General features: G+C 70.5%; 12 protein-coding genes. 3 read left to right on the top strand and 9 right to left on the bottom strand.

What is annotated here, in order from left to right:
- Positions 1 to 93: 93 nt before the first annotated feature.
- Together AB4078_RS10495 and AB4078_RS10490 are read left to right on the top strand one after the other, a co-directional pair.
- On the top strand, positions 94 to 2,886 hold the full coding sequence (locus AB4078_RS10495) for an MMPL family transporter (protein ID WP_441977091.1): 2,793 nt from the start codon (positions 94 to 96) through the stop codon (positions 2,884 to 2,886).
- Complete coding sequence (locus AB4078_RS10490) at positions 2,883 to 4,871, top strand: YhgE/Pip domain-containing protein (RefSeq protein ID WP_441977090.1); 1,989 nt, start codon at positions 2,883 to 2,885, stop codon at positions 4,869 to 4,871. The genes AB4078_RS10495 and AB4078_RS10490 overlap by 4 nt, the downstream gene beginning before the upstream one ends.
- Positions 4,872 to 4,937: 66 nt before the next feature.
- Here AB4078_RS10490 and AB4078_RS10485 read toward each other — a convergent pair whose 3' ends face one another.
- The 9 genes from AB4078_RS10485 to AB4078_RS10445 all read right to left on the bottom strand — a co-directional run bounded on the left by AB4078_RS10485 (position 4,938) and on the right by AB4078_RS10445 (position 14,644).
- The gene (locus tag AB4078_RS10485; RefSeq protein ID WP_441977089.1) at positions 4,938 to 6,059 is read right to left on the bottom strand and encodes an AI-2E family transporter; all 1,122 of its coding nucleotides are present in this window, start codon (positions 6,057 to 6,059) and stop codon (positions 4,938 to 4,940) included.
- A 92-nt stretch (positions 6,060 to 6,151) separates the two neighbouring features.
- Positions 6,152 to 6,448 carry a DUF2277 domain-containing protein gene (locus tag AB4078_RS10480; RefSeq protein WP_233310275.1) on the bottom strand — a complete coding sequence of 99 codons (297 nt, stop codon included), beginning with the start codon at positions 6,446 to 6,448 and terminating at the stop codon, positions 6,152 to 6,154.
- A gap of 27 nt (positions 6,449 to 6,475) precedes the next feature.
- On the bottom strand, positions 6,476 to 7,654 hold the full coding sequence (locus tag AB4078_RS10475) for an SLC13 family permease (protein ID WP_441977088.1): 1,179 nt from the start codon (positions 7,652 to 7,654) through the stop codon (positions 6,476 to 6,478).
- Positions 7,655 to 7,679: 25 nt separating this feature from the next.
- Positions 7,680 to 8,675 (bottom strand): c-type cytochrome biogenesis protein CcsB, encoded by a 996-nt coding sequence (gene ccsB / locus AB4078_RS10470; protein ID WP_441977087.1) that lies wholly within the window; start codon positions 8,673 to 8,675, stop codon positions 7,680 to 7,682.
- Between the two features lie 9 nt (positions 8,676 to 8,684).
- On the bottom strand, positions 8,685 to 10,571 hold the full coding sequence (gene resB, locus AB4078_RS10465; RefSeq protein ID WP_441977086.1) for a cytochrome c biogenesis protein ResB: 1,887 nt from the start codon (positions 10,569 to 10,571) through the stop codon (positions 8,685 to 8,687).
- 117 nt (positions 10,572 to 10,688) lie between these two features.
- Positions 10,689 to 11,450 carry a cytochrome c biogenesis CcdA family protein gene (locus AB4078_RS10460; protein WP_441977085.1) on the bottom strand — a complete coding sequence of 254 codons (762 nt, stop codon included), beginning with the start codon at positions 11,448 to 11,450 and terminating at the stop codon, positions 10,689 to 10,691.
- A 91-nt stretch (positions 11,451 to 11,541) separates the two neighbouring features.
- Positions 11,542 to 12,162 (bottom strand): TlpA family protein disulfide reductase, encoded by a 621-nt coding sequence (locus AB4078_RS10455; protein WP_440735085.1) that lies wholly within the window; start codon positions 12,160 to 12,162, stop codon positions 11,542 to 11,544.
- A 152-nt stretch (positions 12,163 to 12,314) separates the two neighbouring features.
- Positions 12,315 to 13,298, bottom strand: coding sequence for a 1,4-dihydroxy-2-naphthoate polyprenyltransferase (locus AB4078_RS10450; protein ID WP_440735084.1), 984 nt, complete (start codon positions 13,296 to 13,298; stop codon positions 12,315 to 12,317).
- Between the two features lie 41 nt (positions 13,299 to 13,339).
- Positions 13,340 to 14,644 (bottom strand): aminotransferase class I/II-fold pyridoxal phosphate-dependent enzyme, encoded by a 1,305-nt coding sequence (locus AB4078_RS10445; RefSeq protein ID WP_441977200.1) that lies wholly within the window; start codon positions 14,642 to 14,644, stop codon positions 13,340 to 13,342.
- Between the two features lie 234 nt (positions 14,645 to 14,878).
- On the opposite strand from AB4078_RS10445, the gene AB4078_RS10440 reads away from it, so the two are divergent.
- The coding region (locus AB4078_RS10440) for a hypothetical protein (protein ID WP_441977084.1) at positions 14,879 to 15,196 on the top strand (318 nt) is incomplete at its 3' end.

Genomic DNA, 15,196 nt, shown 5'->3' with positions numbered 1-15,196 from the left:
CAGATTATCCCGCACTCTTCGATCTACGATACATTGACGTATCGAATACACGAGTGTATCGAATTCGCCCCGTGCACCCCCTCGGAGGAACCCGTGTCCACACTGCTCTCCTCGCTCGGCCGCTGGTCTTTCCGGCACCCGTGGCGCGTGCTCGTGGCCTGGCTGCTGGTGCTCGGCATCGCCGGCGGCGCGGCGCTCGCCCTCGGCAAGGGCACGGACAACGCCTTCACGATCCCGGGCACCGAGTCGCAGGCCGGTCTGGAGCAGCTCGAGCGCACGTTCCCCCAGGTGAGCGGCACGAGCGCGCAGTTCATCGTCGTGGCGGCCGACGGCGACAGCGTCACCGCCGCCGACTACAAGACGCCGATCGAGCGCACCGTGGCCGACCTCGGGAAGGTCGACGGGGTGCTCGCCGCGACGAGCCCCTACGACGAGCACGTGACGGGCATGGTCTCCGACGACCGCTCGGCTGCGATCGTCCGCCTCCAGTTCGACGGCCAGGCCTCAGACGTCTCCGCCGCGACGAAGGACACGCTGCGCACCGCGGTGAGCGATCTCGAGAAGGATCTGCCGCAGGGCGCGCACGCCGTGATCGGCGGAGACCTGTTCTCGATGTCGATCCCCGCGATCTCGATCACCGAGGGGATCGGCCTGGTGATCGCGCTGCTCGTGCTGATCGTGACGTTCCGCTCGTTCGTCGTGGCCGGCATGCCGCTGCTCACGGCCGTGCTGGGCGTGGGTGTCTCGATGGCCGCGATCTTCGCCGCCACGGCGTTCGCCTCGGTCTCCTCGACCACCCCGCTGCTCGCGCTCATGCTCGGGCTCGCCGTGGGCATCGACTATGCGCTGTTCATCATGGCGAGACACCAGGATCAGGTACGCGCGGGAGTGGATCCCGAGGAGTCGGCGGCTCGCGCGACCGGCACGGCCGGATCCGCGGTGGTCTTCGCCGGCATCACCGTCCTGATCGCTCTCATCGGCCTCGGCTTCGCCGGGATCCCGTTCCTCACCACGATGGGCATCGCGGCGGCGGTCGCCGTGATGATCGCCGTGCTCATCGCCGTCACCCTGACGCCGGCCATCCTCGGCTTCCTCAAGGGCCGCGCGGCCGGCCGCCTCGCCAAGCCCCGCCGTGCCAAGAAGGGCGCGTCCGAGGCGGCGCCCCGTCGTCGGTTCTCCGAGCGCTGGGTGGGCGGCGTCACCCGGCACCCGGTGCTGGTCGCGCTCGCGATCGTCCTGGGACTGGGCGTCGTCGCCGTGCCCGCCGCGAACCTCGCACTCGCCCTGCCGAACTCGGGCGTGCAGCCGAAGGGATCCGAGGCGCGGGAGAACTACGACCTCACCGCGGAGCACTTCGGCCCCGGGTTCAACGGACCGCTCATCCTCACCGGCACCATCGTGACGTCGAAGGATCCTGTCGGCCTCATGAAGGATCTGGGCGATGCGGTCGCCAAGCTCCCCGGCGTCGCCGAGATCGCCCTGGCGACCCCGAACCAGACCGCCGACACCGGCATCGTCCAGGTCATCCCCACGACCGCGCCGGACGCTCCGGCCACCGCCGACCTCGTGCGCGAGCTGCGCTCGCACCATGACGAGTGGCTCAAGAAGTTCGGCATCGACGTGAAGGTGACGGGGTTCACCGCCGTCGCGATCGACATCTCCGACCAGCTCGGCGCCGCGCTGCTGCCGTTCGGCATCTTCGTGATCGGTCTGTCACTGGTGCTGTTGACGATCGTGTTCCGCTCGATCTGGGTGCCCGTCACGGCGGCGCTCGGCTATCTGCTCTCGATCGTGGCCGCGTTCGGCGTGGTCTCCGCCGTCTTCGAATGGGGCTGGTTCGCCGACGCCCTGCACGTCGCCCGGGTCGGACCGATCATCAGCTTCATGCCGATCATCCTGATGGGCGTGCTGTTCGGCCTGGCCATGGATTACCAGGTCTTCCTCGTCTCCCGGATGCGCGAGGACTACGTGCACGATGCCGGCTCCCGCAGCGCCGACCGCGCCGAGCGCCGGGCCGCTGCACTGCGCGCGGTGCGCGGCGGCTTCGCCGGATCCGCGAAGGTCGTCACCGCGGCGGGACTCATCATGTTCGCCGTGTTCGTGGCCTTCGTGCCCGAGGGCGACTCCTCGCTCAAGCCCATCGCGCTCGGCCTCGCCGCCGGCATCGCGATCGACGCCTTCCTGGTGCGGATGACGCTGATCCCCGCGCTCATGGCGATCCTCGGCGAGCGCGCGTGGGAGATCCCCGCGTGGCTCGAGAAGGTCCTGCCGAGCGTCGACATCGAGGGCGAGGCCGTGGAGCGCGAGCGGCACCTGGCGGCCTGGCCGGGCGACGACTCGGTGATCGCCGCGGACGGCCTGACCGTGGCGGGCGCCGTGGAAGGACGGGATCTGCGCGTGCCGGCCGGATCCGCGCTCGTGCTGACCGGCGCCGACCAGGCCGTGCGTCGGGCGGTGGCGCTCGCCCTCACGGCGCGCGTACCCTCCGGGGGACGCCTGCGTGTGGCGGGACACCTCCTGCCGGGGCGCGCCGCCTGGGTGCGTGCGCACGTCGGCTGCGTGATCGTGGACGGCCGGACGGGGGCGGATCCGCTGCGGGAGCTGCGCGACGCCCTGCGCGGGCGCACCACGCTCGTCGTGATCGACGGCGCCGACCGCCTCACGCTCGCGCAGAGCGAGCAGGCCGTCGCCATGCTGCGCGACGCCGCGCGCCGCGGCACTCTCGCGGTGGTCACCACGGCCGCCGACGCCTCCGCCGCCGTCCGACTGCTGGCCGACGCCGGCTGGGCCGACCCGCAGAGGCATGATCTCGACCATCCACAGGTCCGACCAGAACCCCTCGCCCCCGACGCGCCCACCACTGACCTCGACGAGGTGACCGCATGACCAATCGCCTGTCCGCGCTGATCGAACACGCCCGTTCGCACAAGCCGATCACCGCCCTCACCCTCATCGGCGTGCTGCTGCTGCCGGCCGTCCTCGGCGGCGTGCTCGTGGCCGCCCTGCAGGACCCCACCCAGCGCCTCGACACGATGACCGCCGCGATCGTGAACGACGACAAGCCGGTCACGGTGAACGGCCAGCTCGCTCCGCTCGGCCGTCAGCTCTCCGCCGGCCTCGTCGACGGCACCGGAAAGAAGGACGAGAACCTCTCCTGGGTCATCTCGAACGAGAAGGATGCCGCGGCCGGCCTCAAGGACGGCACGTACCAGGCCGTCGTGCGTATTCCGAAGGACTTCTCCGCGGCCGCGGTCTCGGGTGGCAGCGCCGTGCAGGATCCGGCGAAGCCCGCCGAGAAGGCGACGATCTCGGTGACGACTGCTCCGCAGGCTCGCGCCGCGGACGGACTCATCGCCAACCAGATCGCCGCGACCGCCGCGTCGACCATGGGCACCGAGATCTCCAAGAACACGCTGCAGAACGTGCTGGTCGGGTTCGGCACGCTCGGAGACAAGATCGGCGAGGCGGCGGACGGCGCCGACAAGCTCGCCGCGGGCGCCTCGTCCGCCGCGACCGGGGCGGCGGCGCTCCCTGACGGCGCGACCAAGCTCGCCGACGGTGCGGGCCAGCTCGCCGACGGCGCCTCGCAGCTCTCGAACGGCCTCAGCACGATCGCCTCGGGGATCACGTCGGCGCAGACCGGAGCGAACCAGGCGGGGGCAGGGCTCGCGCAGGGTGCAGATGCACTGCAGGCGCAGGGGCTCGTGCCGGCGGAACTCAGTGGCGCTGCCGCGACGGCGGCGAGCAATGCGAAGACCTCGGCCGCTCAGACGGCGGCGCTCGCGCAGAAGCTCGGAGAACTCGCACAGGACTGCGCGAAGGATCCGACTCTCGCCTCATCGGCGTTCTGCCTCGATGTCGGCGCAGCCGCCCAAGATGCTGAGACAGCAGCGACATCAGCGGGCAAGGCGAGCGGCTACGCGGACGGCGCCGATTCCGGCCTCACAGCGTTCAATGCGAAGGCCACCTCCACTCTCGCCGGCCAGTTCCGCGCCGCCGCCGACGGCGTCAACCAGCTCTCCGCGGGTCTCGGCCAGCTCGCCGACGGCACGTCGCAGAGCGCGACCGGCGCGGGCAACCTCGCGACCGGTGCCACCGGGCTGCAGTCCGGGGCGACGCAGCTCGCCGACGGCGCATCCCAGCTCAGCACCGGCATCGGCTCGCTCGCGACCGGCACATCCGGCCTCGCGTCGGGCCTGCACCAGGCGGCCGACTCATTGCCGAAGCGCACCGACTCCGAGGCATCGTCGCTCGCCGAGGTCGTGGCGAACCCGGTGACGGCCGATACCTCGGGCGGGTTGTTCGGTCCCACCGCGATCCCGCTGCTCGCGGCGGTCGTGCTGTGGTTCGGCGGCCTCGTGACGTTCCTCGTGATGCGGGCGTTCACCGCGGGAGCCCTCACCTCCCGCCGCGCCTCGGGCTCGCTCGCGCTGCGCGCGTTCGCTCCGGCTGCCGCGATCGGCGCCGGACAGGGCCTGCTGGTCGCCCTCGTGGTCGAGATCGTCGCGAAGTACGACCCGTCGCGGTGGTGGGGCTTCGCGGGCGTCGCCGTGCTCGCCGGGATCGCCTTCGCCGCCGTGAACCAGGCGCTGGTCGCCGTACTCGGCGGCATCGGCCGCTGGATCTCCGCGGTCATGGGCGTGGCCGCGCTCGGCGCGGGCATCATCTCGACGCTGCCCGGGTGGCTCGCGACGATCGCCGGGTTCCTGCCCACCTCGTCCGCGGCGACCGCGCTGCTGGGCGAGGACGGCATCGGATCCGCGATCGCGGCGCTGCTAGTCTGGGCCGCGCTCGCACTGATCGCGACGACGTTGGCCGTGGCGGCGCGGCGCACGACCTCGGTCCGCGCGATACTGGCTCCGGCGATCTGAGCTTGGAAGCGGCAGGCGCGACCCCACCTCCCCCGGGGCCGCGCCTGTCTTCGCATCGTCAGGCGCTCACGCCGTGCGCGCGTCCTCCGGAGCGACGACCTTGGCATCCTGCGCGGGGAAGAGCACCTTCTGGATGATGATGATCGCGCTCGCGGCGACCGGGATCGCGACCAGCGCACCGAGGATCCCGCCGAGTGCGCCGCCGCCGACGGCGGCGATCACGACGAGCGCACCGGGAACGGCCACCGCCTTACTCATGATGCGCGGGCTGATGACGTAGGCCTCGATCTGCATGTAGACGAGGTAGTACGCGAACGCGATCAGCGCCGTCACCGGCGAGACGAACAGGCAGATGAGCGAGATGATGATGGATCCGGACAGGGTCCCCACCAGCGGGATCAGCGATCCGATGAACGCGATCAGGGCGAGCAGAGCCGGCAGCGGCGCCCCGATGATCGTGAGGAAGAACAGGCTCAGCACGCCGTTGATGAGCGCCAGGCTCGCCTGACCGATCACGTAACGACCGACCGCGCCCGAGACATCCTCGACGATCTCCGTGAACCGCGGGCGCCGGTAGGCGGGCACGAACCGGGCGGCCGTGCGCTTCATGGTGCGCAGCGAGGCCATGAAGTACAGCGTCAGGATCAGCACGATCGTGAAGCCGGTGAAGCCGCCCGCGATGCCGGCGCCGACCGCGAGCACTCCGCCGCCGATCTTGGTGATGTTGCCAGGATCCTTGAAGAACTTCGCGATCCCGTCCACGGCCTGACTGAACGAGTCGCCGTACTGCGCGGCGAGCTGCCGGTACCAGTCGCTGCGCAGCATGTCATCGATCATCTTCGGTCCGGTCTCGACGAGATGGGCGATCTGCTGCACCACGATCGGAACGATCGCCAGCAGGATGCCGGCGAAGGCCAGCACCACGACGATGACCACGATCGCCACTGCCGCTCCGCGCGGCAGCTTCCGTTCGATCACTCGCACGATCGGGTCGAGCCCCAGGGCGAGGAACAGTGCGATCCCGATGTACACGAGCACCGTCGACAGCTGCCCCACGATCGCGCCGATCAGCAGCGCGACCAGAACGCCGAGCGCGCCGACGAGGCCGAACGTGAACGGCTCGATCCGCACTCCGCCGGCCGCCGGGCCGGGCTCCCCCGTGATGATCGTCACCTGACGTCTGCGCATGATGCCCCCTTTTGCACTGTCGTGCTTCTCGTCGAGCGTACGGTGCCGGAAGCCCGCCCGCGAAAGGCCCCGCCCGTGGCGACGCCGATCCTTTAAGCGCTCGCGGTGCGGATCCTGACCTCGCGCTCCATCCGCTTCTCGTGCCGCTGGCGCCCCTTGATCGCCTCGGCCTCGCGTGTCTTGGGCGGGGCGTTCGTGACGAGCTGGTCGAGCATGCGCCGGGTCGCGAGCGCGATCTCGTCGATCGCCTGCTCGAAGGCAGGGGTGTTCGCGCGCGACGGATGAGTGGATCCGCTCACCTTGCGGACGAACTGGAGCGCGGCCTCGCGCACCTCGTCATCGTTCGTCGGCGGCTCGAAGTTGTGGAGGCATCGAATGTTGCGGCACATGCCGCGACGATAACCCTGATTCGCGATTCAGGAAACGGCGGCGAGCGCGAGCACGGCCGCGCCCACCGTGGCAACTGCGGCGACGAGACCCCACAGGGCGAAGCGCCCCCACGAGATCGACACCCCGAGCGCGGAGACGCGGTGGTGCCACAGCAGGATCGCCAGCGAGGCCCAGGGCGTCACCAGAGGGCCGAGGTTGACGCCGATGAGCAGCGCCATCAGCGCGACCGGGTCATGCCCGGCGATCGGCTCGAGCACGAGGTAGGCGGGAAGGTTGTCGATGCCGTTCGCCGCGAGTGCGCCGATGCCCGCCACGCGCAGCAGCTCGAGCAGACCGTGCCCGCTCGCGGCGAGCGGTGAGAGCAGCGCCGCGAGCCCGCGCACGTGAGCAGCCTCGACGATCACGAACAGCGCGGCGGCGAGCCCCAGCGCCTGCCACGGCACCAGAGAGAGACGCAGGGCGCGGCGCCGGCGGACCGCGAACAGCACGATCAGGATCACGGCGGCGGCCGAGGCCGGGATCCACACATCCCGCACGAGCGCGAGCAGCGGCAGCAGGGCGACGAGCACCACGGCTGAGACGACGAACAGCACCCGGTCGGCGGGCTCAGCCCGCACAGGCGCCGAGTACCGGCCGAAGAGCGTGCGCCGGTGCGCGAGGGTGAGGATCACGACCGGCACGAGCACGCCGGCGAGCGCGGGTGCCCAGCTCAGCGCGAGGAAGGCGAGCGGATCCGAGCCCATGGTCGGCGCGGCGAGCAGGTTCGTCAGGTTCGACACCGGCAGCAGCAGCGAGGCCGTGTTGGCGAGCCAGACCGTCGCGAGCGCGAACGGCATTGGCGAGCCGCCCACGCCCTGCGCGAGGAGCACGACGACGGGTGTGACGATCACCGCGGTCGTGTCGAGAGAGAGGAAGATGGTGCTGATCACCGCGAGCAGGATCACAGCACCCCAGAGCGCGATCACCCGGCCGCGCCCCCATCGGGCCAGGTGCTGTGCGATCACGTCGAACACGGCGGCATCACGCGCGAGCTCGGCGACGATCGTGATCGCGATCACGAAGCCGAGCACCGGAGCCGTGCGCCCGGCCAGCGCGCCCGCGTCCGCGAGAGGCAGGAGTCCGCTGACGACGACTCCCGTGGCGATCAGGGCCAGGGCGATGACGGCCAGCGCGCCGGGCCGCAGCCTGGCCCGCCGCGCGGTCACCGCCGGGCCCCCTGGGACAACGCGCTCAGCTCAGGCCCGAGTAGACGTGCAGGCCCTTGAAGAACAGGTTCACGATGGTGAAGTTGAACAGCACCGCGGCGAAGCCGACGATCGACAGCCACGCCGAACGGGATCCGCGCCAGCCCCGCGTCGCGCGGGCGTGGATGTAGCCCGCGTAGAGCACCCAGATGATGAACGTCCAGGTCTCCTTGGTGTCGAAGCCCCAGTAGCGGCCCCAGGCGTCGTTGGCCCAGATGGATCCCGCGATGAGGGTGAACGTCCAGAAGATGAAGCCCACGGTCGCGAACCGGTACGCGAGGCCCTCCAGCCGTTCCGAGGAGGGCAGGGTCGCGAGGAAGCGCGGGCCCGCCTTCGGCGCGTCCGCGAGGATCTTCGCTTCGCGGCGCGCCTGCATGAGCTGGAACACGCTGAGCGCGAAGGCGAGCGCGAAGAACGCGGTGCCCAGCGACGCCACGAACACGTGGATCACCAGCCACACGCTCTTCAGCGGATCCGCGAGCGGTACGACCTCGACGTAGAAGCCGGTGGCGGCGCCGCCGAGCAGCACGACGACCAGGCCCACGATGAAGGTGCCGAGGTACTTCAGGTCGAACCAGATGTTCACCCCGACGTACACCGCGATGATCAGCAGCGTCCCCGTCATGGAGAACTCGTACATGTTCGACCACGGCACCCGGCCTGCGGCGATGCCGCGCAGTACAACGCCGGCGAGGTGGAACAGGAATCCGAGCGAGGTCAGCGCCGTGCCGATCCGCGCCATGACGAAGCGCTGCGGGGCGGTCGGCCCTGCTCCCGCCCCGGCGGAGCCCGCGGTGCGCGCCGGTGAGGACGCCGATGCGCCCACCGTCGCCCCGACCAGTTCGCGCTCCGGTACGACGGCCTTGGCGTCGGCGGCGAGCTGCGAGCGCTTGGCGAGGTCGAACGCGTAGGCGATGAACGCGGCGGCGTAGATCGCCACCGCCGTCCAGATCGTCAGGATCGACAGGGAGTCGAAGTTCATGCTGTCAGCCTACTTCCGCGGATTTCCGCTGTCATCGGGCTCTGGTTCGTCGAGGGTGGCGGCGTCGGGAACGTCCGCTGCAGCCGGATCCGTACCGGGAACCGGATCCGCATCAGGAATCGGCCCCTCCTCGGGAACCGCTGCGGTCATGCCGTCGGCGTCGAGAAGGCGGGCATGTCCGTCGCGCAGGTCCTCGACGGCGGCGGCGAGGGTCGGATCCTCACCGCGTGCGAGACCGGCGTACTCGAGGCGGACTGTCTTCGCTCCGCCCGGGCCGTCGACCACGGTCGCCTTGACCCACATGCGGCGGCGCGGCACGAACAGCGCCAGCACGAGTCCGATCAGTGCGAGCGCGGCGAACACCAGCACCCACTGCTCGGAGGGGTCGTGGTGGATCTGCAGCGAGACGTAGCGCTTGACGGACTGCGTGTAGTCCTTCGCGTCCTTGGGGGCCTCGTTGTCGAACGTGATGGTGCCCATACCGTTCGGCAGCGCGGTGGTCTCGCCCGGGGCGAGCTCGATCGACTTCACCCCGGTCTTGCCGCCGGTGAGCTGCGTCATCGAGCCCGTGTCCAGCACGTATACCGAGCGCGGAGTCCCGTCGTCGATGCCGAGGTCGCCGGCGAACACGTTCAGCGTCAGCGTGGGGTTCACCAGGGCCGGGTAGACCGAGGTGAGCGCGCCGGAGGTCAGCTTCGCCGAGGTCGGGTAGAAGAAGCCCTGCAGGCCGAGCTGCTGGGGCAGACCATCGGCGACCTTGACGATGCCGATCGACATCATCGTGCTGTTGTTCTGCGGCAGGAACGGCACGGAGTCGTGGAAGACGACGTCGCCCTTGGCGTTGTGCACCGTGATGGTCGGGGCGTAGCCGTTGCCGAGCAGGTAGACCCGGTCTCCCGCGATGCCGAGCGGGTGGTTCACCTTCACGTCGGCCTTGTGCGGATCCTGTCCGGGCTCGGAGACGGTGACGTTCGCGGCGAAGTTCCCGGCCTGGCCCGACGACGACTTGCCCTGTTCGAAGGGCTGGTAGGTGACGTCGAAGGAGTCCAGCGTCATCCGGTAGGGCGCGAGCGCATCGTCGGAGACGAAGCGGCCGCGGTTCATCGACGAGTAGTCCAGCAGCGTGTTCACGAAGCTCGTGCCCTGCACGACCACGCGCTGACCGGTGTAGGCGAAGCTGCCGCCGATGCCGACCGAGACCAGCACCCCGAGCAGGGCGAGGTGGAACAGCAGGTTGCCGGTCTCGCGGGCGTACCCGCGCTCGGCCGACACCGAGAAGCCGCGCTTGTCGTCGTAGCGCTCCACGCGGTAGCGCAGGGCGCGCAGCTGCTTCTCCGCGATCGCGATGCTCTGCTCGGCCGCGGCCCGCGCCTGTGCTGAGCCTGTCGAAGCATCGCCGGCGACCGCGCGCTCGAGGACGCGGTGATCGTCGAGGCGGGCCAGCCGAACGGGGGTTCGCGGCGGGCGCGCGCGCAGCGCCTTGAGGTGGTGCTTGATGCGCGGGATCACGCAGCCGACCAGCGACAGGAACAGCAGCAGGTAGATGGCCGAGAACCATGCCGACAGGTAGACGTCGAACAGCTGCATGCCGTCCAGGATCGGGAACAGATCCGGATGATCGGCCTTCCACTGCGTGACGCCGTTCGGATCCGCCATCCGCTGGGGGAAGATCGAGCCCGGGATCGCGGCGATCGCGAGGATCAGCAGCAGCACGAGCGCGGTGCGCATGCTTGTCAGCTGCCGCCAGCCCCAGCGCAGCCAGCCGACGACGTTCAGCTTCGGGGAGTCGACGCCGTCGCCACGGGAATCGCCGTCGCCGTCGATGTGGTCGCTCGGGCGCAGCGGGTCGGTCGAACGATCGGCGCCCGCGTCCTTCTTCGAGCTGTCCTTGTTCATTCCCGGTCCCTGCGGTTTGGTTCCTGAGCCTGTCGAAGGGCTCGAACGGTCGTGGTGGCGGACGCCTCGGCACGGTCGCGCGGTTGCTGAGCCTGTCGAAGCACGGTCGACGAGGAGTCAGAGCGGGAGTTCGACACTGCCGACCACCGCCCCGATGCTCGACATGATCGCCTTCCAGACGCCGGTCACCATCAGCAGTCCCAGCACGATGAGCAGTGCGCCTCCGACGATGTTGACGACGCGCACGTGGCGGCGCAGGAACGTCAGCGAGCGCGTGGCCCAGCCGAAGCCCAGCGCGACGAGCAGGAACGGGATCCCGAGGCCCAGCGAGTACGCGACGCCCAGCCACACCGCGCGGCTCACATCGCCGACGTTGACCGACAGCGCGACGATCGCCGAGAGCGTCGGGCTCAGGCACGGGCTCCAGCCGATGCCCAGCGCGATGCCGAGCAGCGGGGCGCCGATGAGACCCGCACGGCCGGATACGTTCATCCGCACGGTGCGCTGGGCGAAGCCGAACACGCCGATGAAGACGAGGCCCATGACGATGATGACCGCGCCGAGGATGCGGGTGATCAGGTCGCCCCAGCGCAGCAGGAACACGCCCGCAGTGCCGCCGACGACCGCCATGAGGATGAAGACCACCGTGAAGCCGAGGATGAACAGCAGCACTCCGAGCACCATCTGGCGACGCGTGGGCGCCTTCGTGGTTCCGTCCTGCTGGGGCGCGGATCCGCCGACCGCACCGCCGACGAACCCGAGGTAGCCGGGCACGAGCGGCAGCACGCAGGGCGAGAGGAAGGACAGGAGCCCTGCGAGCATGGCGACCGGAAGGGCCGCCCAGAGGGCGCCGGATCCGACGATCGCGTCGATGTTCACGCCCGCGACCTCCGCGGGGCGGGAGTCGCCGGGACGGAAGCCGCCGGCATCGGCCTCACCGGGACGACAGACGTGCGAGGTGCGCGCACGCTCATGCCTTCTCGTCCAGTGCGTCCTGGACGAGCGTCTCCAGGATCGAGGCGGATCCGATCGGGCCGATCACGCGCGCCGCGACGCGGCCCTGCTTGTCGAGCACGAGCGTGGTGGGCGTCGCCTGGATCGAGGTGACCTCGGCGAAGGCGAGCTTCGCGTCGCCCGTGTTCACATCGATGATGCTCGGGTAGGTGACACCGTACTTGTCGTTGAACGCCGTGGCAGTGCCGGCCTGGTCGTAGGTGTTCACGCCGACGAACGAGACGCCCTTGCCGTCGAACTTCTGCCAGACCGACTGGAGGTCGTTCGCCTCGACGCGGCAGGGGCCGCACGCGGCGTACCAGAAGTTCACGACCGTGACATCGCCCGCGATCTCGGTGCTGCTGAACTTCTTACCGCTCTCGAGAGTGCCCGCGAACGCGACCGGCTTGCTGCGGTCGGCCGGCTTGATCTCCTCGACGCGCATGCCGTCGGAGCCGATGTAGCCCTTGTTGTCGCCGTTGCGGTACTGATCGGCCACGGGATCGCTCGAGCAGGCCGCGAGACCGGCCGCGAGCGCGACGCCGAGGACGGCAGCCGTGGTCCGGACAAGGCGCGAACGTCGGGATGAGCGTGCCACCGATCGGTCTCCGAGAGCGGCATCACCGAGTGAGCCGGTGGGCGCGGACGGGCGCGACGAACTCAGAGGCATGCTCCGAATCCTACGAAAAGACCCTATGCACACGGTGGGCGGGCGCGGGACGGCGCTCACCCGAGCGGATCCGGATCCGCTCATACGGTGGGCGAGATGAACGCCCAGAACAGCGCTCCGGCATAGGCGAGCGTGCCGAGCGAGGTGAGCGCCAGGGCTACCACGAGCTCCCTGGGCTCCCGGTACGCCCAGACGATCACGAGCGCCGGCAGGAACGCCAGCAGCGCCAGCAGCCCGACCCAGGCGACCGGGTAGAACAGGGCGAGCAGCACGAGGGCGAGGAACGGCAGGATCACGAACAGCGTGTACACGACCTGCGTGGCCCGCTTGCCGATCAGGACGGTCAGCGTGCGCTTGCCTACCACGCGGTCCTGGTCGATGTCGCGCAGGTTGTTGGCCAGCAGCACCGCGCACGCGAAGAGCCCCACCGCGACGGCCCCGATCCAGGCCTCCTGCGGCAGCTTCAGCGACTGCACCCAGGTCGTGCCCAGCGTCGCCACCAGCCCGAAGAACACGAAGACGAAGACCTCGCCGAGCGCGTTGTAGCCGTAGGGGCGCTTGCCGCCGGTGTAGAACCAGGCGGCGACGATGCACACCGCGCCGACCGCGATCAGCCACCACTGCTGGGTGCGGATCGTGATGCCGAGGCCCGCGATCGCCGCGAGCGCGAAGAACGCGAGCCCGGTGTACAGCACGCTCTTGGCGCTCACCCGGCCCGAGGCGGTGAGGCGTGCGGGGCCGACCCGGTGCGCGTCGGTCCCGCGCACGCCGTCGCTGTAGTCGTTCGTGAAGTTCACGCCGATCTGCAGGCACACGGCGACCGCGAGGCACGCGAGCGCGATCACCCAGTGGAACTGCGGATCCCCCAGCCGCGCGGCCCCCGTGCCGACCAGCACCGGAGCGATCGCCAGGGGCAGGGTGCGCGGACGGGCGGCGCCGATCCAGTCGCCCAGGGTGACCGGCGGCAGCTGCTCGACCGGGCGCTTCGCGGGGTTGCCGGAGCGGGCGCGCGTCACGGGGCGAGCGGACGCGGGTGCGGTCTTCTTGGTCTTGCGGTTAGCCACGCAGGAATCCTAGCGGCGGCGGTTATGGCGCCCGGATCCCCTCAGCGCCGGCGCGCGTCGGCGATCGCGGCCTGCAGGTCGTCGGCGAGGGTGCGCAGCTCGGCGTCGCCGAGGGTGTGCGCGGTGAGCCGGATCTGCGGCGAGGCCTCGTCCGGCTCGAGCAGGAATCCGCCGCCCGTGCGCACCAGCCAGCCGCGGCGCATCATCGCCTCGGACACGGCGCGGCCGTCGACGCCGCACTCCACCCAGACGTTCAGACCGTCGTCGCCGCGCACCGTGATGCCGCGCTCGCGCAGCAGCGCGCGCAGGGCATCGCCGCGCTCGGCGTAGTGCGCTCCGGCGCGCTCGAGCGCCGCCGGTGTGTCCGGATGATCGAGCATGCCGACGGCGACCCGCTGCAGGATCCGGCTCACCCAGGTCTTGCCGGGCGAGAGCCGAGTGCGCAGTTGAGCCGCAGTGTCCGGATCCGACGCGAGCAGCGCGAGGCGCAGATCCGGACCGAGGAACTTCGACATCGACCGCACCAGCGCCCAGCGCGGATGCCCGTCGGGGATCACGGAGTGGTACGGCCGTCGCGAGAGCAGGGAGTAGTGGTCGTCTTCGATGATGAGCACGTGCGGCGCTTCCGCGAACACCGCGCGGAGCTCGGCCGCCCTCTCCGCGCTCAGGCTGATGCCGGTGGGGTTGTGCGCCCGAGGCGTGCACACCACGGTGCGGGCGCCCGCGTCGATCGCCGCTTGCAGCCCGGCGACCGTGATGCCTTCCTCGTCGAGGGGGATGCCGACAGGGCGGTACCCGCCGAGTCGGACCACGTTGATGCTGGAGAGGAAGCACGGGTCCTCGAGTCCGACCACGTCGCCATGGGCGAGCGAGGCCACGAGGAGACGCTCCAGCGCGTCGACCGCGCCCGAGGTCACGGACAGTTCCGCGCCGCGCGGCTGCGCCTCCGCCAGCCACCGCGTCGCCCAGGTGCGCAGCCCCTCGTCGATGAGCGCGTCGCCGTAGAGCGCCGGCGTGCGCAGGTCGACCTCGGCGAGCACCGGAAGGGGCAGCAGATCCGGATCCGGGTTGCCGCTGCCGAGGTCGCGCAGCACGGTCTCCGCTGCGAAGCCCTCCTCCTCCGTGCGCACGGGTCCCGCGACCACGGTGCCACCGCGACCGCGGCTTTCCACGGCACCGGCCCGGGCGAGCGCACGGTAGGCGGCGGCGACCGTGTTGCGGTTCACTCCGAGGCGGTCGGCGAGGGCGCGCACGGTGGGCAGCCCCTCCCCCACGGCGAGCACGCCGGATCCGATCTGGGCGCGGATCGAGTCGGCGATCTCATGCGCCGTGCTGCCCTGGATCATCGGTTCCGCCACGGACCAAGCCTAGGGTGAGTCCCTGCAGCACAGGCGGCGCCGGATCGATAGCCGCGTCGCGATCGTCGAAGGCCACGCCGTGAGCATCGTTCGCGAGACGCTCAGGGCGCTCGGACCCCAGGATGTGACCATCGGATTCGGTGACCCGTTTGTGATCTTTTCGGGATCTGATCTGGCTCTTTCCGAGCCTGGAATGTCGGTGGCCCCGGGTTGAATGGGGGTATGACGAGCTCGACCGGCACGGTTCTGGATCCCGGGGTGGACCCGGTGGATCCGGTGCTCGTGCTGGCCGCGCTCGTGGACGGGTTGGCGACGACCGAGGCGACGATCACCCGCCTGCAAGCGTTGAAGGAAGCACACCTCGCGGTCGCCCAGCGGCTCGCGGAGGACTTCGCCGCCGCGGACGGTGCGTCCGGGGTGCGGGGCGAGTCAGTGGATCTCGCCGCCCGCAGTGTTGCAGCGGAGTTGGCGGCGGTGCTGCACATGTCGGACCGGGTCGTGCAAGGGCGGATGGTGCGCGCCGCGGAGCTGATGACGAAG

The sequence above is a fragment of the Microbacterium sp. 2MCAF23 genome, assembly GCF_052115565.1.
Classification (GTDB): Bacteria; Actinomycetota; Actinomycetes; order Actinomycetales; family Microbacteriaceae; genus Microbacterium.
Note: the sequence above shows the minus strand (reverse complement) of the source record. Positions and strands in the feature narration are given on the sequence as shown.

What these genes read in the sequence shown, in the direction of transcription:
- AB4078_RS10445 (WP_441977200.1), bottom strand. Translation starts at nt 14,644, where the DNA reads ATGATCCAGGGCAGCACGGCGCATGAGATCGCCGACTCGATCCGCGCC.
- ccsB (WP_441977087.1), bottom strand. Translation starts at nt 8,675, where the DNA reads ATGAACTTCGACTCCCTGTCGATCCTGACGATCTGGACGGCGGTGGCG.
- resB (WP_441977086.1), bottom strand. Translation starts at nt 10,571, where the DNA reads ATGAACAAGGACAGCTCGAAGAAGGACGCGGGCGCCGATCGTTCGACC.
- AB4078_RS10490 (WP_441977090.1), top strand. Translation starts at nt 2,883, where the DNA reads ATGACCAATCGCCTGTCCGCGCTGATCGAACACGCCCGTTCGCACAAG.
- AB4078_RS10485 (WP_441977089.1), bottom strand. Translation starts at nt 6,059, where the DNA reads ATGCGCAGACGTCAGGTGACGATCATCACGGGGGAGCCCGGCCCGGCG.
- AB4078_RS10480 (WP_233310275.1), bottom strand. Translation starts at nt 6,448, where the DNA reads ATGTGCCGCAACATTCGATGCCTCCACAACTTCGAGCCGCCGACGAAC.